Genomic DNA, 18,827 nt, shown 5'->3' with positions numbered 1-18,827 from the left:
GCCATTGAGCACCATCGAAATTTTTCCTACAAAGGCTCTAGAACGGGCGTTTCAGAGCAAAGCTGCGGGCTAGAGCTGTTGAGTTGGTCAGCTCACTACAACGACGGATGTTGTAAATACCTCTTGTGGCGAGGGGATTTATCCCCGATGGGTCGCGAAGCGGCCCCAAACCATGCAACCAGATTCTTTCAGACACGATTCATAGAATGGATTTGCGACTGCTTCGCAGCGCATCGGGGATAAATCCCCTCGCCACAATTGCTACCCGACTAATGGCCGCAATGTGTCAGACAATCTCTAGCCAAACGCTTTCAGGACTGAACCCCAAAATCAGGTTTGGTGGTAAGCTCGCGCACCATGAATATCTACAGCTCCCGCCCCGTTGTCCTCTGTCTCTCCGGCCACGACCCCAGTGGTGGCGCCGGGTTGCAGGCAGATATCGAAGCCCTGCTTGCGCAGGGTTGCCATGCGGCTCCGGCCGTCACCGCCCTGACCGTGCAAGACACTGTCAACGTCACTGACTTCCGCGTCCTCGACCGTGAGTGGGTACTGGCCCAGGCCAATGCCGTGCTCAACGACTCCGAAGTCGCAGCGGTCAAACTGGGCATGCTCGGTTCGCTGGAAATGGTCGACACCGTGGTCGAACTGCTTTCGGCGCACCCGCATCTGCCAGTGGTCTGCGACCCGGTGCTGCGTGCCGGCGGCGGCGGACGCCTGGGCAAGGACGAAGTCGGTTATGCGATGCGCGAGCGTCTGCTGCCGCTGTCGATCATTGCCACCCCCAACCTGCCCGAAGCCCGAATCCTTGCCGAACTGCCCGAAGGCACTGCGGACGAGTGCGCGGAAAAGCTCCTGCCGTTCGTCAAAAACCTGCTGATCACCGGCGGCCATGGCGACGAAACTGAAATCCACAATCGCCTGTACAGCCGTGACGGCCTGCGTGAAACCTTCTATTGCCAGCGTTTACCGGGCAGTTATCACGGTTCCGGCTGCACATTGGCCAGCGCCCTCGCCGGTCGGCTGGCCCAGGGTGAAAACCTCGCCAGCGCCGTGCGTACGGCACTGGATTACACCTGGCGCACCCTGCGCGATGCCGAACAACTGGGCAAAGGCCAGTTCGTGCCGCGTCGCCTGCCGCTGGATTTTTGCTCGTAACGTCGTGAGGTCTGCCTGATGAAACTCCGTGGCCTGTACGCCATCACCGACAGCCAATTGCTGGCGGGCAAGTTTCTGTCGTATGTGGAGGCGGCGCTGGAAGGCGGCGTCACCCTGCTGCAATATCGCGACAAAAGCAGCGACGAGGCCCGCCGTCTGCGCGAGGCCGAAGCGCTACGTGATCTGTGCGAGCGCTACAAGACGCAGTTGATCATCAACGATGACGCCGAACTGGCCGCGCGCCTCAACGTCGGCGTGCACCTGGGGCAGACTGACGGCCCGTTGTCTCCGACCCGCGCGCTGCTTGGTTCAAAAGCCATCATCGGTTCGACCTGCCACGCGCAGCTTGAATTGGCTGAACAGGCCGCCAAGGAAGGCGCGAGCTATGTCGCCTTCGGTCGCTTCTTCAATTCCAACACCAAACCCGGCGCGCCAAGCTGCAGCCTCGATCTGCTCGACGAGGCCAAACGCAAGCTGCATCTGCCGGTCTGCGCGATTGGCGGCATCACCCTCGACAACGCCGCGCCGCTGGTGGCCCACGGGGTCGAACTGCTGGCGGTGGTCCACGGTTTGTTCGGTGCCGAAAGCACCGCCGAAGTGACCCGCCGCGCCCGCGCCTTCAACGAACTTCTGAAAATCTGATTTGAGAGCCCGAACATGTCTCGTTCCGAAACCCTGTTTGCCAATGCCCAGAAACACATTCCCGGTGGCGTGAACTCGCCGGTTCGCGCGTTCAAGAGCGTGGGCGGCACGCCGCTGTTCTTCAAACATGCCGAAGGCGCCTACGTCACTGACGAAGACGACAAGCGTTATGTGGATTACGTCGGTTCGTGGGGGCCGATGATCCTCGGCCACAGCCACCCGGACGTGCTCGACGCAGTGCGCAATCAACTGCAACACGGGCTGTCCTACGGCGCGCCGACCGCGATGGAAACCGAGATGGCCGACCTGGTCTGCTCGCTGGTGCCGTCGATGGACATGGTGCGCATGGTCAGTTCCGGCACCGAAGCGACTATGAGTGCGATTCGTCTGGCCCGTGGTTACACCGGTCGCGACAGCATCATCAAGTTCGAAGGCTGCTACCACGGCCACTCCGACAGCCTGCTGGTCAAGGCCGGCTCCGGCGCGCTGACCCAGGGCGTACCAAGCTCCGCCGGTGTCCCGGCCGCGTTCGCCAAACACACCCTGACTCTGCCGTTCAACGACATCGACGCCGTGGAGAAGATGCTCGCCGAAGTCGGTCAGGACGTCGCCTGCATCATCGTCGAGCCAGTCGCTGGCAACATGAACTGCGTACCGCCGGCACCGGGTTTCCTTGAAGGCCTGCGTTCGCTGTGCGACAAGCATGGCGTGGTGCTGATTTTCGACGAAGTGATGACCGGTTTCCGCGTCGCCCTCGGCGGTGCCCAGGCGCACTACGGCGTAACCCCGGATCTGACCACCTTCGGCAAGATCATCGGCGGCGGCATGCCGGTCGGCTGCTTCGGCGGCAAGCGTGAAATCATGGAACGCATCGCGCCGCTGGGCCCGGTGTATCAGGCCGGCACCCTGTCGGGTAACCCGCTGGCGATGGCCGCCGGTCTGACCACCCTGCGCCTGATCAGCCGTCCGGGGTTCCACGCCGAACTGACCGACTACACCACGCGCCTGCTCGACGGTCTGCAACAACGCGCCGATGCCGCGGGCATTCCGTTCGTGACCACGCAAGCGGGTGGCATGTTCGGCCTGTATTTCAGCGGCGCCGACGACATCGTCACCTTTGAAGACGTGATGGCCAGCGACGCAGCACTGTTCGGTCGCTTCTTCCACCTGATGCTGGAAGGTGGCGTGTACCTGGCACCGAGTGCATTCGAAGCCGGTTTCACCTCGATCGCCCACGGCGAAACCGAGCTGAAAATCACTCTGGACGCTGCCGAACGTGCCTTCGCTGCACTGAAGTAATCGCCGTACCGCTGACGTTGGCCATGGCCAGCGTCAGCTTTCACCTACACCCACGCTGTTTTTCCCACGCCCCTGCTAAAAATCCGCCAGAAAGTGGCCGATATATTCCCCGCGCAGCAGAAAAACGAGTAAAGACTTTGTAAGGTTGGCCCTGCTTATTTCATAATGCGCGCTTATTGGATCCCTCGATGGGTCCGCGTGCCCTTCAGAGGTAAGTCGATTCCCATGAACCGCACCGGCCGCACCCTTGCCTTGGGCTGCCTGTTGCTCCTTCAGCCCCTGCTCGCGCATGCACAAGCAGGCGGCAACTCGTTGTTGATCCCGGCGATGGGTCGTTGCACCCTCAACACTCAGCCGCAAGACGTCACGCAGGCACTGGCCGCCTGCCAGAAAGCGGCCGACGAAGGGGATGCGCAAGCGCAATACGAGTTGGGTGAGTTCTACTACGACGGCAAGAATGCGCCACGCGATCTCAATCAAGCCCTGAGCTATTTCGAAAAGGCCTCGCTGCAAGGCCACGCTCAGGCGCAGTTCAAGCTTGGCACCATGTTCTTCCACGGCGAAGGCGTGCAGGCCAACAACATTCAGGCGTACATCGTGCTGAAGATGGCTGCGGTCAACGGCGCCGAAGATGCGCTGGACACCGCCGACGAAGTCTCCGAAAAAATGTCCCGCGAAGACCTCGAAACCGCGACCCAGGTGCTCGGGCAAATTTTCCGTAAATACCTGATGGAACTGCAGAGCGCCGATGGGCGTACGCCGTTTTCGCCATTGCCATAGGAGCTTTTGTGGCGAGGGGATTTATCCCCGATGGGTTGCGAAGCAGCCCCAAAACCCTGCAATCAAGCTCCTTCTGACATACCTTGCTGAATGGACTTGCGACTGCTTCGCAGTCGATCGGGGATAAATCCCCTCGCCACAAATCATTTCAAATCCAGATCCGGGCTTACTTCTCAGGCATCGGCATCGGAAACGGCATCACATTGCCGACCGCGCCACGGGCTTCGCTGATTTTCGGGGTGCCCAGACGTTCCACCTCGTCGATGCGCACGATCGAATGCATCGGCACAAAGCTGCGCACCACGCCTTCAAACTGCGCCTTGAGCTTCTCTTCGCTCGGATCGACCACCACTTGCGTGCGCTCGCCAAAGACGAACTCTTCCACTTCCAGAAAACCCCACAGATCACTTTGATAGATCTGCTTGGCGTACATTTCGAACACCTGGCCCTGGTTGAGGAAAATCACCTTATAGATTGGAGCTTCGCGTTTGGTCATGGCGGGGGGATAACATCGGGGATAAAAATGAGGGCGCAAACTATAGCATAGCCACCGGACGCACAGCGGTAGGAACCTGAGGGCTTGTTCCCTATAATGCGCGGTTCTTTGAATCAGGTGACGACCTTACTCCATGGCCAAGAAGCTTTACATCGAAACCCACGGTTGCCAGATGAACGAGTACGACAGCTCGCGCATGGTCGATCTGCTGGGCGAACATCAGGCCCTGGAAGTCACCGCCCGTGCCGAAGACGCCGACGTGATTCTGCTCAACACCTGCTCGATCCGCGAACGTGCTCAGGATCGGGTGTACTCGCAGCTCGGCCGCTGGCGCGAACTGAAACTGGCCAACCCGGACATGGTGATCGCCGTCGGTGGTTGCGTGGCCAGCCAGGAAGGTGCGGCGATCCGTGATCGCGCCCCGTATGTCGACGTGGTCTTCGGCCCGCAGACCCTGCACCGCCTGCCGGAAATGATCGACGCCGCACGCAGCAGCAAGTTGCCGCAGGTCGACGTCTCGTTCCCGGAAATCGAAAAATTCGACCACCTGCCCGAGCCGCGCATCGACGGCCCGAGCGCTTACGTGTCGGTGATGGAAGGTTGCAGCAAGTACTGCACGTTCTGCGTGGTGCCTTACACCCGTGGCGAAGAAGTCAGCCGGCCGTTCGATGACGTGATTGCCGAGATCATCCACCTCGCCGAGAACGGCGTGCGTGAAGTGACCTTGCTCGGGCAGAACGTCAACGGCTATCGCGGCCTGACCCACGATGGACGTCTGGCCGATCTGGCCGAGCTGATCCGCGTGGTCGCCGCTGTCGACGGCATGGACCGCATCCGCTACACCACTTCGCACCCGCTGGAGTTCTCCGACAGCCTGATCCAGGCCCACGCCGAAGTGCCGGAGCTGGTCAAACACCTGCACTTGCCGGTGCAGTCGGGTTCCGACCGGATCCTCGCGGCGATGAAGCGCAACCACACCGCGCTGGAGTACAAATCCAAGCTGCGTAAACTGCGCGCTGCCGTGCCGGGCATCTGCATCAGTTCGGACTTCATCGTCGGCTTCCCTGGCGAGACCGAGAAAGACTTCGAACAGACCATGAAGCTGATTGCCGATGTCGGTTTCGACTTCTCCTACTCGTTCGTCTATAGCCAGCGCCCGGGCACCCCGGCGGCCGATCTGGCCGATGACACCCCGGAGGAGCTGAAGAAAGAACGCCTGAACGCCTTGCAGCATCGTTTGAATCAGCAAGGGTTCGAGATCAGCCGACAAATGGTCGGCTCGATTCAGCGCATTCTGGTCACCGACTACTCGAAGAAAGACCCGGGCGAGCTGCAAGGGCGTACCGAGAATAATCGTATCGTCAACTTCCGCTGCGATAATCCGACCCTGATCGGCCAGTTCGCCGACGTGCACATCGACGCGGCGCAACCGCACTCGCTGCGCGGCTCGCTGATCCAATAACACCGCGCGTCTTCTATAGTAGGGCTGTTGTGGTGAGGGGATTTATCCCCGATGGTTGGCGCAGCCGACCCAAAGCTGAAGTTGTGGTGAATCTGCCATACCGAAAGCTCTGGTTTTGGGGCCGCTCCGCGGCCCATCGGGGATGAATCCCCTCGCCACAGATAACTCCACCCGCCACAGAAAGGCTTTCCAGACTCGCATCGATATTTAAGAGCTTTCGCACCCACGCCACTGGCGTTATCCTTGATTTCATCTTAATTGCCCCAGGGCGGCTAAATACGACCTTGAACGCACCCATAGAACCACATCGTTTTATCCTCGAGCCCTTTGAGGCTCGCCGCTTCGCCAATCTGTGCGGGCAATTCGACGAGCACCTGCGCTTGATCGAACAGCGCCTGGCCATCGAGATCCGCAATCGCGGAAACCAGTTCGAGCTGATCGGCGACCCCAAGCACACCACGTCTGCGGAAAACCTGCTGCGCCGCCTGTACCGCGAAACCAAGGGTACCGAGCTGTCGCCGGACATGGTGCACCTGTTCCTCCAGGAATCGGCCGTGGTCGAACTGGACAACCACGCCCCCGCCGAAGCCTCCGTCGCCCTGCGCACCAAGAAAGGCATGATTCGCCCACGCGGCTTGAATCAGCTGCGCTACGTGAAGGAAATCCTCGGCAACGACATCAACTTCGGCATCGGTCCGGCCGGTACCGGCAAGACCTATCTGGCCGTGGCTTGCGCCGTCGATGCCCTGGAGCGCGAGCAGATCCGCCGCATCCTGCTGGTGCGTCCGGCGGTTGAAGCGGGTGAAAAGCTCGGCTTCCTGCCCGGCGACCTCGCCCAGAAGATCGACCCGTACCTGCGCCCGCTGTACGACGCCCTCTACGAAATGCTCGGCTTCGAATACGTGGCCAAGCTGATCGAGCGCCAGGTGATCGAAGTCGCGCCGCTGGCCTACATGCGCGGTCGTACGCTGAACAACAGCTTCATCATTCTCGACGAAAGCCAGAACACCACCGTCGAGCAGATGAAGATGTTCCTGACCCGGATCGGCTTCGGCTCCACCGCAGTCATCACTGGCGACATCACCCAGGTCGACCTGCCGCGCGGCACCAAGTCCGGGCTGCACCATGTGATCGAAGTGCTCAAGGATGTTCCGGGCATCAGCTTCACCCACTTCCAGCCCAAAGACGTCGTGCGCCATCCATTGGTGCAGCGGATCGTCGAGGCCTACGAGCGCTTCGAGACCCGTGCCGACGCCGCCAAGGAAACCTCGCGCGATGCTTGAGCTGGATCTGCAAATCGCTACCGAAGCGAACGCCCCGAGTGAAGCCGACTTCCGCAAATGGTGCGAACTGGCCCTGCGCCAGCGCAGCGCCGACTCGGAAATGACCATTCGTCTGGTTGACGAGGAAGAAGGTCGTGAGCTGAATCACACCTGGCGCCATAAGGATTACGCGACCAACGTCCTGTCGTTCCCGGCCGAAGTCCCGGACGAGTTTCTCGACATCCCGCTGCTCGGCGATCTGGTGATCTGCGTGGCCGTGGTCGAGCGCGAAGCTGCCGAACAAGGCAAGGAACTCCAGGCCCATTGGGCACATCTAGTCATTCACGGCTGCTTGCATCTGCTCGGTTACGACCATATAGATGACGACGAAGCCGAAGAAATGGAAGCACTGGAACGCGAGTTGCTTGCCGAACTGGGCTATCCCGATCCGTACGCGGACGACGAAGCCGAAACATCCCCTATCGTTACAACAAAGGATTCAGAGTAATCGCTATGAGCGAAGATCGATCGAGCAACGGGCAGAAGTCATGGCTGGGTAAACTGACCCAGGCTTTTGCCCACGAGCCGAAGAACCGTCAGGAGCTGCTTGAGCTGCTGCGTGATGCACATCAGAACAAACTGCTGGACAGCGAAGCGCTGGCCATCGTCGAAGGCGCCATTCAGGTGGCTGACCTGCAAGTACGCGACATCATGGTGCCGCGCTCGCAGATGATCAGCATCAAGGCGAACCAGACACCCCGTGAATTCCTCCCGGCCGTGGTCGACTCGGCCCACTCGCGCTATCCGGTCATCGGCGAAAGCCACGACGACGTGATGGGCGTGCTGCTGGCCAAGGATCTGCTGCCGCTGATCCTCAAGGAGAACGGCGACAGCTTCAACATCAAGGACCTGCTGCGCCCGGCCACCTTCGTGCCGGAGTCCAAGCGTCTGAACGTGTTGCTGCGTGAATTCCGCGCCAACCACAACCACATGGCCATCGTCATCGACGAATACGGCGGCGTCGCCGGCCTGGTGACGATTGAAGACGTGCTGGAACAGATCGTCGGCGACATCGAAGACGAGCACGACGTCGAAGAAGACAGCTACATCAAGCCGCTGCCCAGTGGTGACTTCCTGATCAAGGCCCTGACACCGATCGAGAACTTCAACGAGTTCTTCGACAGCGAATTCTCCGACGACGAGTTCGACACCGTCGGCGGTCTGGTGATGAGCGCGTTCGGGCACTTGCCAAAACGCAACGAAATCACTGAAATCGGCGCCTATCGTTTCCGCATCCTGAACGCCGACAGCCGTCGGATTCATTTGCTGCGACTGACGCCAATCGCTCGTTAAATCTAAGGACTGAAATGCGCTGGACAACCCGCCCCGGCTGGCCCGGTAACCTGCTGGCCGTGGCGGCCGGTGCAATCACCACCTTCGCCCTCGCCCCGTTCAACATCTGGCCGCTGGCTTTGCTCGCGGTTGGGCTGTTCTACGCCGGCCTGCGCGAGCTGAAACCGCGTCAGGCGCTGGGCCGTGGCTGGTGTTTCGGTTTCGGCCTGTTCGGCGCCGGCACCAGTTGGATCTACTACAGCATCCACCACTTCGGTGGTGCCTCGGTGCTGCTGGCCGGGTTCCTGATGCTGTTGTTCACCGCAGCGATCGCGCTGTTCTTCGCCCTGCCCGCGTGGGTCTGGGCGCGCTGGTTGCGCCGCAATGAAGCACCGCTGGCCGATGCGCTGGCGTTTGCCGCGCTGTGGGTCGGGCAGGAAGCGTTTCGTGGCTGGTTCCTCACTGGTTTTCCGTGGCTCTACTCCGGCTACAGCCAGCTCGACGGCCCATTGGCCGGGCTCGCGCCGGTGGGCGGCATGTGGTTGGTGTCGTTCGTTCTGGCGCTGACTGCGGCGCTGATCTACAACGCACCGCGCCTGCTGCAAACCGGTCGTAAAGGCTTTATCGCGGCCGCTTTGCTGTTGCTGGTCGGGCCTTGGGTGGCGGGTATTGCGCTCAAGGGCCACGCCTGGACCAGTCCGTCCGGCCCGGCACTGAGCGTCGCCGCGATTCAGGGCAACGTCGAACAAAGCATGAAATGGGATCCGGCGCAGCTTAACGCGCAACTGGCGTTGTATCGCGACCTGAGCTTTCGCTCAAAACCGGTGGACCTGCTGATCTGGCCGGAAACCGCGGTACCGGTGCTCAAGGAGTCCGCCGAGGGCTACCTGAACATGATGGGTAACTTCGCCGCCGAGCGTAAATCGGCGCTGATCACCGGGGTGCCGATCCGCGAGACGGTTCGTCACGAAAAACGCTTCTTCAACGGCATCACCGTGGTCGGCGAGGGCGATGGCACCTACCTCAAGCAGAAACTGGTGCCGTTCGGTGAATACGTACCGTTGCAGGATCTGCTGCGCGGGTTGATTGCGTTCTTTGATTTGCCAATGTCCGACTTCGCTCGCGGGCCGGCGGATCAGCCGTTGCTGCAGGCCAAGGGTTATCAAATCGCGCCATTCATCTGCTACGAAGTGGTGTACCCGGAATTCGCCGCTGGGCTGTCGGCACGCAGCGATCTGCTGCTGACGATCAGCAACGACACCTGGTTCGGCACCTCGATCGGCCCGCTGCAACACCTGCAAATGGCGCAGATGCGCGCACTTGAGGCAGGCCGCTGGATGATCCGCGCTACAAACAACGGCGTGACTGGGCTGATCAACCCGTTCGGGCAGATCACCGAGCAGATCCCGCAGTTCGAGCAGGGCATTCTGTATGGCGAAGTGGTGCCGATGCACAACCTGACGCCGTACCTGCAATGGCGTTCATGGCCGCTGATCATCGTCTGTGTGCTGCTGTTTGGCTGGGCGCTGATGGCGAGCCGGATGTCGAAAACCCTTTAAAAAGCTTCGCGAGCAAGCCCGCTCCCACATTTGGAATGCAATTCAAATGTGGGAGCGGGCTTGCTCGCGAATGGACATCAGCAGCACCCAATCAATCAGGGTTGGCATCACCCCGGTAAAACAGCGAATACCCCACCTGCCCCACCGCCTCATTCAGCAACTGCCCGCTCTGCCAGATCGACTTGAACTCCGGCAGCCAGCCACCAAACGGGCGCGCATTATCGGTTCCGAGAAACCCGACGGGCGCCGGCACCACTTCGAATCCTGCCTGCTGGAAACACCACACGGCGCGCGGCATGTGCCAGGCCTGCGTGACCACCACGACGCGCTTGATGCCTTGTGGCAACAAGATGTCGGCGCTGAATTTGGCGTTTTCCCAGGTGGTACGGCTCTCGCCTTCCTGCCAGCGCGTGGTCACGCCGAAATCATCGCGCAGTGAATCGGCCATCAGCTTCGCTTCCGTCGGCGGCGTGCCGTAATGCAGGCCACCGCTGGTCAGAATCGGCAGCCCGGAGGCCTTGGCCAGCCGCGCGGCATAGCGCTGACGCTCCAGCCCCACGCCAGTCGGCTGATCTTCGCCCCAGGCCAGATCGCCGCGCTCGCGCCCGGAACCCAGCACCACAATGGCATCGGCGCGCTGCGCCAATATCGACCACGACTCACGGGGCAGCGGCGGCTCACGCTCCAGCGCTTTGGCGCCCCATTGCACCACCACCGGCAGGCTCATCAGCCAGAAACCACCCAGGCCAAGGGCAAAACACAGGCCGGCCAGCCGTGGCCGGGAGCGACGCAGCCACCAGGCGAGCAGCAACAGCAGCAAAAGAATGCCGGGCGGCAAGAGCAGTTGTTTGATGAAATAACGAAAAGGCATCGGGGCATCTCCAGAGATGCCCGAAGCCTAAGAGTGTTAATGACACGTTACAACCGATAGGTAGGATCCTGTTGGAAAAGATCCGTTACTTGACCTGCCATGCGATTACTTGGCCTGCACAGAACGAACCTTTACGGTGTCTCTGCCGGGCGCCTTGTCCTTGAGCCAGATGACCTTGGCTGAATGTGCTGCATCGAGCTGTTTCAATGCCTGCGACAGGTATCCATGCGATTCACGCTCACTGCGATCCAGATAGGCCTTGACCAGTTTGAACTCGGCGGGGCTCAAGCCACGCAATTCCAGTTCCACGGGGCGCTCATCGCGCAGCCGGCCAGCGGTTTTTGCAGCGTCGAGCGCCATGCCCAGACGATCCATCAACCGTTCATACAACTCGGGTTTCGTCACGTTTTTTTGCCGTTGCTCCACCATCCCTCACCTCATTGAAGATAAGACTCACTCCCCAATAAGAGCTTAGCTTCGCTGCACAAACCGGCTGAACGCCGCGACCAACGGCCCTCGCCACGGTTTTCCGGGGCCAGACAGCTGTAATCAGGGTTTCCCTAGGCCAAGCGCGGTCATGTATGCTACGGCGCTTCCTGTCATTCCACTTCCAGCCTGTCCGGAGCATCCCCCGGAGGGCGCGTTGAAGAGGATTAGGCCACCCCTATCCAGTACAAAAGTAGCCATGCACGAACAATATCAGCCCCGTGAAATCGAAGCCGCCGCCCAGTCGTTCTGGGACGAGCAAAAGTCCTTTGAAGTCAGTGAACAGCCAGGCAAGGAAACCTACTACTGCCTGTCGATGTTCCCTTACCCCAGCGGCAAGCTACACATGGGGCACGTGCGCAACTACACCATCGGCGACGTGATCTCCCGCTACCAGCGCATGCAAGGCAAGAACGTTCTGCAACCGATGGGTTGGGACGCCTTCGGCATGCCGGCGGAAAACGCCGCGATGAAGAACAACGTGGCACCCGCCAAGTGGACCTACGAAAACATCGCCTACATGAAGTCCCAGCTGCGCAGCCTGGGCCTCGCGGTGGACTGGTCCCGTGAAGTGACCACCTGCAAGCCGGATTACTACCGCTGGGAACAATGGCTGTTCACCCGCCTGTTCGAAAAAGGTGTGATCTACCGCAAGAACGGCACCGTGAACTGGGACCCGGTCGACCAGACCGTGCTGGCCAACGAACAAGTGATCGACGGGCGCGGCTGGCGCTCCGGCGCGCTGATCGAAAAGCGCGAAATCCCGATGTACTACTTCAAGATCACCGCTTACGCGGATGAGCTGCTGGAGAGCCTCGACGAACTGACTGGCTGGCCGGAACAGGTCAAGACCATGCAGCGCAACTGGATCGGCAAGTCCCGCGGCATGGAAGTGCAGTTCCCGTACAACGTCGACTCGATCGGCGAAGCAGGCACCCTCAAGGTCTTCACCACCCGTCCGGACACCCTGATGGGCGCAACCTACGTTGCCGTGGCTGCCGAACACCCGCTGGCCACCCAGGCCGCGCAGAACAATCCTGAGCTGCAAGCGTTCATCGCCGAATGCAAGGGCGGCAGCGTCGCTGAAGCCGACGTCGCCACTCAAGAGAAGAAAGGCCTGCCGACCGGCCTGTTCGTCGAGCACCCGCTGACCGGTGAAAAACTCCCGGTATGGGTCGCCAACTACGTGCTGATGCACTACGGCGACGGCGCCGTGATGGCAGTTCCGGCGCACGACGAGCGCGATTTCGAATTCGCCCACAAGTACAACCTGCCGGTGAAATCGGTTGTACGCACCAGCTCCGGCGACACCAACCCGGCTCCGTGGCAAGACGCCTACGGCGAGCACGGCACGCTGATCAACTCCGGCGAGTTCGACGGCCTGGACTTCACCGGCGCGTTCGACGCCATGGAAGTCGCCCTGATCAAGAAAAACCTCGGCGCCTCGCGTACCCAGTTCCGCCTGCGCGACTGGGGCATCAGCCGTCAGCGCTACTGGGGCTGCCCGATTCCGATCATCCACTGCGCCACCTGCGGTGACGTGCCGGTCCCGGAAGACCAGTTGCCGGTGGTGCTGCCGGAAGACGTGGTGCCGGACGGCGCCGGTTCGCCGCTGGCACGCATGCCGGAATTCTACGAGTGCAGTTGCCCGAAATGCGGCCAGCCTGCCAAGCGTGAAACCGACACCATGGACACCTTCGTCGAGTCCTCGTGGTACTACGCCCGTTACGCCTCGCCGCACTTCGAAGGCGGCCTGGTGGAAAAATCCGCGGCCGACCACTGGCTGCCGGTGGATCAGTACATCGGCGGTATCGAACACGCCATTCTTCACCTGCTGTACGCGCGTTTCTTCCACAAGCTGATGCGTGACGAAGGTCTGGTCAGCTCCAACGAGCCGTTCAAGAACCTGCTGACCCAGGGCATGGTGATCGCCGAAACTTACTATCGCCGCGAAGCCAATGGTGCCTACACCTGGTTCAACCCGGCGGACGTGGAACTGGAGCGTGACAGCAAGGCCAAGGTCATCAGCGCCAAACTGAAATCCGACGGCTTGCCGGTGGAAATCGGTGGCACCGAGAAAATGGCCAAGTCGAAGAACAACGGCGTCGACCCACAGTCGATGATCGATCAGTTCGGCGCCGACACCTGCCGCCTGTTCATGATGTTCGCTTCGCCGCCGGACATGAGTGCCGAATGGTCGGACTCCGGCGTTGAAGGCTCGCACCGCTTCCTCAAGCGCGTCTGGCGTCTGGCGCAGGCCCATGTGACCCAGGGCCTGCCGGGCAAACTGGACATCGCAGGCCTGAACGACGAGCAGAAAGCCGTGCGCCGCGCCATCCACCTGGCCATCAAACAGGCCAGCCATGACGTCGGCCAGAACCACAAATTCAACACCGCCATCGCTCAGGTGATGACGCTGATGAACGTGCTGGAAAAAGCTGCGCAAGGCACCGAACAGGACCGCGCGCTGATTCACGAAGGTCTGGAAGCCGTGACGTTGCTGCTGGCTCCGATCACGCCGCACATCAGCCATGAGCTGTGGAATCAACTGGGCCACGCTGACCCGGTGATCGATGCCGGCTGGCCTGCGGTCGATGAAAGCGCACTGGTGCAGGACAGCCTGCAACTGGTCATTCAAGTGAACGGCAAGCTGCGTGGCCAGATCGAAATGCCGGCCAGCGCCACCCGCGAAGAAGTTGAAGCGGCTGCGCGCGCAAACGAAAACGTGCTGCGTTTCGTCGACGGTCTGACCATTCGCAAAGTGATCGTTGTACCGGGGAAACTGGTTAACATCGTCGCCAGCTAAATTGGATTGGGCGTCAGGTTCGCCTGACGCACTGTAAAACCTTTCGGGCCGCAGGGTCGGCCCACATGGTTTCAAGGGGAGCAACACAATGATCAAACGCAATCTGCTGGTGATAGGCCTCGCCGTTCTGCTGAGCGCCTGCGGTTTCCAGCTGCGTGGCACCGGCACCAACGAACTGTCGATCAAGGAGCTCGATCTGAGCGCCCGTAACGCTTATGGCGAGACCGTCACCCAGCTGCGTCAGGTGCTCGAGTCCAGCGGCGTCAAGGTCTACAGCGGTGCACCGTACAAGCTGTATCTGGCTGACGAACAGGAAAACCAGCGCATCCTCAGCTACGCCGGCGCCGGTCGTACGGGTGAGTACCAAGTGACCACCGTGCTGAACTACGACATCGTAGGCGAACACAATCTGAACCTGCTGAGCGACAAGCTTGAAGTGCAGAAAGTGTTCATCCACGACGGCAACAACCTCGTCGGCTCCGATCAGGAAGCCAACGACGCCCGTCGCGAAACCCGTCGCGAACTGGTTCAGCGCATGATGCTGCGCCTGCAACAGCTGACGCCGGGCCAACTGCAGCAATTGCAGCAAGCGGCCAACGACCGTGCCCGGGCTGAAGCCGACGCGCTGAAGGCGGCACAGAAAGCTGAAGCGGAAACCCCGCGTCAGTCGCCGCTCGAACTGCCGCAGCAGTAAGACGTACGGGGCGCTCAGGCGCCCCGTTCGCCCTCTCTTATGAAGCTCGCTCCCGCTCAACTCGGCAAACACCTGCAAGGCGCGCTCGCGCCCGTCTATATCATCAGCGGCGATGACCCGCTGTTGTGCCAGGAAGCCGCCGACGCCATTCGCAGTGCTGCCCGCCAGCAAGGTTTCGACGAACGCCAGGTGTTCGCCGCCGACGCCAATTTCGATTGGGGGACCTTGTTGCAGGCCGGAGCCAGCATGTCGCTGTTCGCCGAAAAACGCCTACTGGAACTGCGCCTGCCTTCGGGCAAGCCCGGTGACAAGGGCGCTGCCGCGCTGATCGAATACTGCTCGCGCCCCGCTGAAGACACGGTGCTGCTGATCAGCTTGCCCAAGCTCGACGGCAGTGCGCAGAAAACCAAGTGGGGCAAGGCCCTGGTCGAAGGCCAGCAGACCCAGTTCATCCAGATCTGGCCGGTGGATGCCAACCAGTTGCCGAGCTGGATTCGCCAGCGTCTGTCGCAAGCCGGTTTGTCGGCCAGCCAGGACGCGGTCGAACTCATCGCCGCACGCGTCGAGGGCAACCTGCTCGCCGCCGCGCAGGAAATCGAAAAGCTCAAGTTGATGGCCGAAGGTGGGCAGATCACCGTCGAAACCGTGCAGGCCGCAGTGGCCGACAGTGCGCGCTTCGACGTGTTTGGCCTGACCGACGCCGTACTCAACGGCGAACCGGCCCACGCCTTGCGCATGCTTGAAGGCCTGCGCGGTGAAGGCGTCGAGCCACCGGTGATTCTCTGGGCACTGGCGCGGGAGTTGCGCCTGCTGGCCAATATTTCGCTGCAGTACAGCCAGGGCACGCCGCTGGACAAGTGCTTCAGCCAGGCGAAACCGCCAGTCTGGGACAAGCGCAAACCCCTGATGAGCAAAGCCCTGCAACGCTATTCGGCACAACGCTGGGCGCAGTTGCTGCTCGAAGCCCAGCGCATCGATGCGCAGATCAAGGGGCAAGCCGCCGGTTCCCCTTGGATGAGCCTGAGCCGGTTGGCGCTGTTGATGTCCGGCCAGCGTCTTTCACTGCCCGCCGAGTAAGACGTTCAACCGCATAACGCCCTTTCGCGAGCAAGCCCGCTCCCACAGTCGATCGCATTCACATGATAGAACTCGGTCGACTGTGGGAGCGGGCTTGCTCGCGAAGGCGTCAGAATATTCCTACGCAATAGAGGCTGGACAGACGCGCGGCTTCGGCAGATTATTCGCCCCGCAGCACCCACTTACCGAGAGAACCCTCATGAGCAAAAAGCCATCGAAACATGGCCCGAACAAGGCCAAATCCATCATCGCCCAACCCCTGTTCCGCAGTCGCCAGGAACGACCAACCAAGGGTAAAGGCAGCTACCGCCGCGAAGCCTTCCAGTCTAATAGCTGGGAGGCTTCTTACTTTCTGGCTGCCTGAAGCACAGCACCCCCTGGTCATGTTAAGGTCTGCACCTGATTCGTATCCCCTGGAACTGTGCATGCCCTTCAGTCTTTCCCGTCGTTGGCCCGTTCGCCAACTGATCGCTGCCTCCAGCTTCATTCTGCTTGTCGCCTGCGCGGAAAAACCTACCGCCGCCGATGCGCAACCCCTTCAAGCCGCCCCTGTCGCAACAGCCCCGGCAATCATCCCGCCGGTAGTGCCGTCCGCTGACCCGCTTGATCTTCAGCCAACCCAGACCTTTGCCGAATGGCAGGCGGGTTTCCGCAAGGATGCGCTGGCGGCCGGGATCCGCGCCGATCTGTTCGACCGCGCGTTTGCCAATGTCAGCTTCGATGCCAGTGTGATCAAAGCCGACCGCAGCCAGCCGGAGTTCTCTCGTCCAGTATGGGAATACCTCGATGGCGCCCTGTCGCCGCTGCGAGTGCGCAAGGGGCAGGCGCTGATCAGTCAGTACGCCGACATCCTGCAAAGCATCGAACAGCGTTATGGCGTGGATCGCCAGGCACTGGTGTCGGTATGGGGCATGGAAAGCAACTTCGGTCAGTTCCAGGGCAGCAAATCGGTGATCAACTCGCTGGCGACCCTGGCCTACGAAGGCCGTCGCCCCGCATTTGCTCATGCACAACTGATCGCGGCGCTGCAGATCCTGCAACAGGGCGATATCACTCCGGAGAAAATGCTCGGCTCGTGGGCCGGCGCGATGGGCCAGACCCAGTTCATTCCGACCACCTACAACACCCACGCCGTGGATTTCGACGGTGACGGCCGCCGCGACATCTGGGGCAGCCCGGCCGATGCCCTGGCCTCCACAGCGCATTACCTGCAAAGCTCCGGCTGGCAGCGTGGTCAGCCATGGGGCTTCGAAGTGCAACTGCCGAGCGGCTTCAACTACACCCTGGCCGATGGCGCGATGCGCAAGACCGTTGCCGAATGGCGTCAACTGGGCGTGATCCTGCCCAATGGCGGTCAGGCCCCGGCCGGCTCGGAACAACTGTCTGCCGCCCTGCTGCTGCCGGCCGGTTACCGTGGCCCGGCGTTCCTGATCCTCGATAACTTCCGGGCGATCCTCAAGTACAACAACTCGTCGTCCTATGCGCTGGCGGTCAGCCTGTTGTCCGAGCGCTTCAACGGCGCAGGCCTGATCAATGGCACATGGCCGAAAGACGATCTGCCACTGAGCCGCACCGAGCGTATCGAATTGCAGAACCTGCTGAGCGCGCGTAACTACGATGCGGGAACGGCGGATGGGATTATCGGCGCCAATACCCGCAAGGCGATCCGCAGTGCCCAGCAGGCGTTTGGCTGGCCGGCGGACGGGTATCCGACGCATAAGCTGCTTGAGAGCCTGCGCAGCCAATAGAACGATAATCGTATGGCTGATGCCGCCTTCGCGAGCAAGCTCGCTCCCACATTGGTTCTGTGTACGACACGAATCCAATGTGGGAGGGGGCTTGCTCCCGAAGACTGACTCACTGGCAACCAAACGTTAGGCTTTGATCACCACATCCTGTTCCAACATCAATTCCTTCTTCCCCGCATCCAGTCGAACCAGCGCCCCCATCGGCAGCGTCAGGTTCGGATCACAATGCCCGCTGCGCCACCCCGACAGCACCGGAATCCGTAACGGCTCGAACGTCTGCTTGAGCAAGCGGTTCAAAGCCTCGACATCGACCCCGGCGACATCCCCCACCAGCACACCGCGCAATCTGGCCAGCTTGCCGGCCAGACGCATCTGCGTGAGCAAACGGTCGATGCGATACAGCGGCTCGTTGACGTCCTCGATCAGCAGAATCACGCCCTCGACATCAATCTCATACGGTGTGCCCAGCGTTGCGGCGATCATCGCCAGATTGCCGCCGAGCAAACGCCCGTGCGCAATGCCCGGTTCGACGGTGGTCAAGGGATAAGCCACCGGATGGCTCAACACACTCCCCGCCTTCAACTGACCGCGCAGCATGGCGAAGAATGAAGTGACAGTCGGCGGCTCCTTGTCGCCCAGCAAATCGGCGTTGAGCAGCGGGCCGTGGAAGGTCACGAACCCGGCGTAGCGACTGATCGCCAGATGCAGCGCGGTGATGTCGCTGTAGCCGACAAACGGCTTGGCGTGACGACTCAGCAGATCGTAATCGATCCGGTCCAGCAGGCGCGGCGTACCGTAGCCGCCGCGCAGGCAGATGATCGCGTCGACTTCAGGGTCGGCGAACGCGGCATGCAGGTCGTTGAGGCGCACGTCATCGCTGCCGGCCAGATAGCCAGCCTTCTCGTAGACACCGGGGAACACTTTCAACGCATAGCCGCGGGCGCGCATCCACTGCACAGCCTTTTCCGTGTCCAGCGCACCGGGGCCGGCGGGCGCGATCACGCCGATCTGCCCTTCGGACGGCAGCGCCGGTACGGGTTTATGCGGAAAAAGGCTGTGGGTCGGTCGAACGGTCATCCATGGGTCTCCCTGTGTAAAGTCTTGCAGACACAGTAGTCAGGTCCAGAGACAAACAAAAGAGTGCGCGGCAGGCCCAAA

General features: G+C 61.1%; 18 protein-coding genes. 14 read left to right on the top strand and 4 right to left on the bottom strand.

Annotated features, from left to right (window positions below; all coding sequences use genetic code 11):
• Nucleotides 1–357 precede the first annotated feature (357 nt).
• The 4 genes from M0808_RS10810 to M0808_RS10795 all read left to right on the top strand — a co-directional run bounded on the left by M0808_RS10810 (nt 358) and on the right by M0808_RS10795 (nt 3,876).
• Nucleotides 358–1,155, top strand: a complete 798-nt coding sequence (locus M0808_RS10810) for a hydroxymethylpyrimidine/phosphomethylpyrimidine kinase (protein ID WP_007960553.1) — start codon at nt 358–360, stop codon at nt 1,153–1,155.
• A gap of 18 nt (nt 1,156–1,173) precedes the next feature.
• Nucleotides 1,174–1,797, top strand: coding sequence for a thiamine phosphate synthase (gene thiE / locus M0808_RS10805; RefSeq protein ID WP_247841026.1), 624 nt, complete (start codon nt 1,174–1,176; stop codon nt 1,795–1,797).
• Nucleotides 1,798–1,812: 15 nt separating this feature from the next.
• Complete coding sequence (hemL, locus tag M0808_RS10800) at nt 1,813–3,096, top strand: glutamate-1-semialdehyde 2,1-aminomutase (protein ID WP_098965768.1); 1,284 nt, start codon at nt 1,813–1,815, stop codon at nt 3,094–3,096.
• A gap of 225 nt (nt 3,097–3,321) precedes the next feature.
• Complete coding sequence (locus tag M0808_RS10795; protein ID WP_003228518.1) at nt 3,322–3,876, top strand: tetratricopeptide repeat protein; 555 nt, start codon at nt 3,322–3,324, stop codon at nt 3,874–3,876.
• Nucleotides 3,877–4,042: 166 nt separating this feature from the next.
• Here M0808_RS10795 and M0808_RS10790 read toward each other — a convergent pair whose 3' ends face one another.
• Nucleotides 4,043–4,372, bottom strand: a complete 330-nt coding sequence (locus M0808_RS10790; protein WP_003185742.1) for a DUF1820 family protein — start codon at nt 4,370–4,372, stop codon at nt 4,043–4,045.
• Between the two features lie 133 nt (nt 4,373–4,505).
• Between M0808_RS10790 and miaB the strand changes: the two genes are divergently transcribed.
• The 5 genes from miaB to lnt all read left to right on the top strand — a co-directional run bounded on the left by miaB (nt 4,506) and on the right by lnt (nt 9,987).
• A complete protein-coding gene (gene miaB, locus M0808_RS10785) occupies nt 4,506–5,834 on the top strand; it encodes a tRNA (N6-isopentenyl adenosine(37)-C2)-methylthiotransferase MiaB (protein ID WP_247841024.1) in 1,329 nt (442 codons plus the stop codon).
• Nucleotides 5,835–6,118: 284 nt separating this feature from the next.
• Nucleotides 6,119–7,117, top strand: coding sequence for a PhoH family protein (locus M0808_RS10780; RefSeq protein ID WP_247841022.1), 999 nt, complete (start codon nt 6,119–6,121; stop codon nt 7,115–7,117).
• The gene (ybeY, locus tag M0808_RS10775) at nt 7,110–7,604 is read left to right on the top strand and encodes an rRNA maturation RNase YbeY (protein ID WP_096795275.1); all 495 of its coding nucleotides are present in this window, start codon (nt 7,110–7,112) and stop codon (nt 7,602–7,604) included. The genes M0808_RS10780 and ybeY overlap by 8 nt, the downstream gene beginning before the upstream one ends.
• Before the next feature lie 5 nt (nt 7,605–7,609).
• A complete protein-coding gene (locus tag M0808_RS10770) occupies nt 7,610–8,449 on the top strand; it encodes an HlyC/CorC family transporter (RefSeq protein ID WP_027612886.1) in 840 nt (279 codons plus the stop codon).
• A gap of 14 nt (nt 8,450–8,463) precedes the next feature.
• Entirely contained in the window at nt 8,464–9,987 is a 1,524-nt protein-coding gene (lnt, locus tag M0808_RS10765; RefSeq protein WP_247841020.1) for an apolipoprotein N-acyltransferase, read from the top strand.
• A gap of 91 nt (nt 9,988–10,078) precedes the next feature.
• On the opposite strand, the gene M0808_RS10760 is transcribed toward lnt, so the two are convergent.
• Entirely contained in the window at nt 10,079–10,858 is a 780-nt protein-coding gene (locus M0808_RS10760; protein WP_115988823.1) for a YdcF family protein, read from the bottom strand.
• A 105-nt stretch (nt 10,859–10,963) separates the two neighbouring features.
• Entirely contained in the window at nt 10,964–11,287 is a 324-nt protein-coding gene (locus M0808_RS10755) for a hypothetical protein (RefSeq protein ID WP_247841018.1), read from the bottom strand.
• 256 nt (nt 11,288–11,543) lie between these two features.
• Between M0808_RS10755 and leuS the strand changes: the two genes are divergently transcribed.
• The 5 genes from leuS (at nt 11,544) to M0808_RS10730 (ending at nt 17,669) form a co-directional block, all read left to right on the top strand.
• Nucleotides 11,544–14,150: a leucine--tRNA ligase gene (gene leuS, locus M0808_RS10750; protein ID WP_108183903.1), complete on the top strand. Its 2,607-nt coding sequence runs from the start codon at nt 11,544–11,546 to the stop codon at nt 14,148–14,150.
• Between the two features lie 88 nt (nt 14,151–14,238).
• Nucleotides 14,239–14,844, top strand: coding sequence for an LPS assembly lipoprotein LptE (lptE, locus tag M0808_RS10745; RefSeq protein ID WP_247841016.1), 606 nt, complete (start codon nt 14,239–14,241; stop codon nt 14,842–14,844).
• A gap of 39 nt (nt 14,845–14,883) precedes the next feature.
• Nucleotides 14,884–15,921 carry a DNA polymerase III subunit delta gene (gene holA / locus M0808_RS10740; protein ID WP_003228535.1) on the top strand — a complete coding sequence of 346 codons (1,038 nt, stop codon included), beginning with the start codon at nt 14,884–14,886 and terminating at the stop codon, nt 15,919–15,921.
• Nucleotides 15,922–16,120: 199 nt separating this feature from the next.
• The gene (gene arfA, locus M0808_RS10735) at nt 16,121–16,285 is read left to right on the top strand and encodes an alternative ribosome rescue factor ArfA (protein WP_027612891.1); all 165 of its coding nucleotides are present in this window, start codon (nt 16,121–16,123) and stop codon (nt 16,283–16,285) included.
• 61 nt (nt 16,286–16,346) lie between these two features.
• Nucleotides 16,347–17,669: a lytic murein transglycosylase gene (locus tag M0808_RS10730; protein ID WP_247841014.1), complete on the top strand. Its 1,323-nt coding sequence runs from the start codon at nt 16,347–16,349 to the stop codon at nt 17,667–17,669.
• Nucleotides 17,670–17,795: 126 nt separating this feature from the next.
• On the opposite strand, the gene M0808_RS10725 is transcribed toward M0808_RS10730, so the two are convergent.
• On the bottom strand, nt 17,796–18,746 hold the full coding sequence (locus tag M0808_RS10725; RefSeq protein WP_247841012.1) for an LD-carboxypeptidase: 951 nt from the start codon (nt 18,744–18,746) through the stop codon (nt 17,796–17,798).
• Nucleotides 18,747–18,827: the final 81 nt, after the last annotated feature.

The organism is Pseudomonas sp. MWU12-3103b (assembly GCF_023100615.1).
Taxonomy (GTDB): Bacteria; Pseudomonadota; Gammaproteobacteria; order Pseudomonadales; family Pseudomonadaceae; genus Aquipseudomonas; species Aquipseudomonas putida_A.
This window is presented reverse-complemented; position numbering and strand designations above follow the sequence as displayed.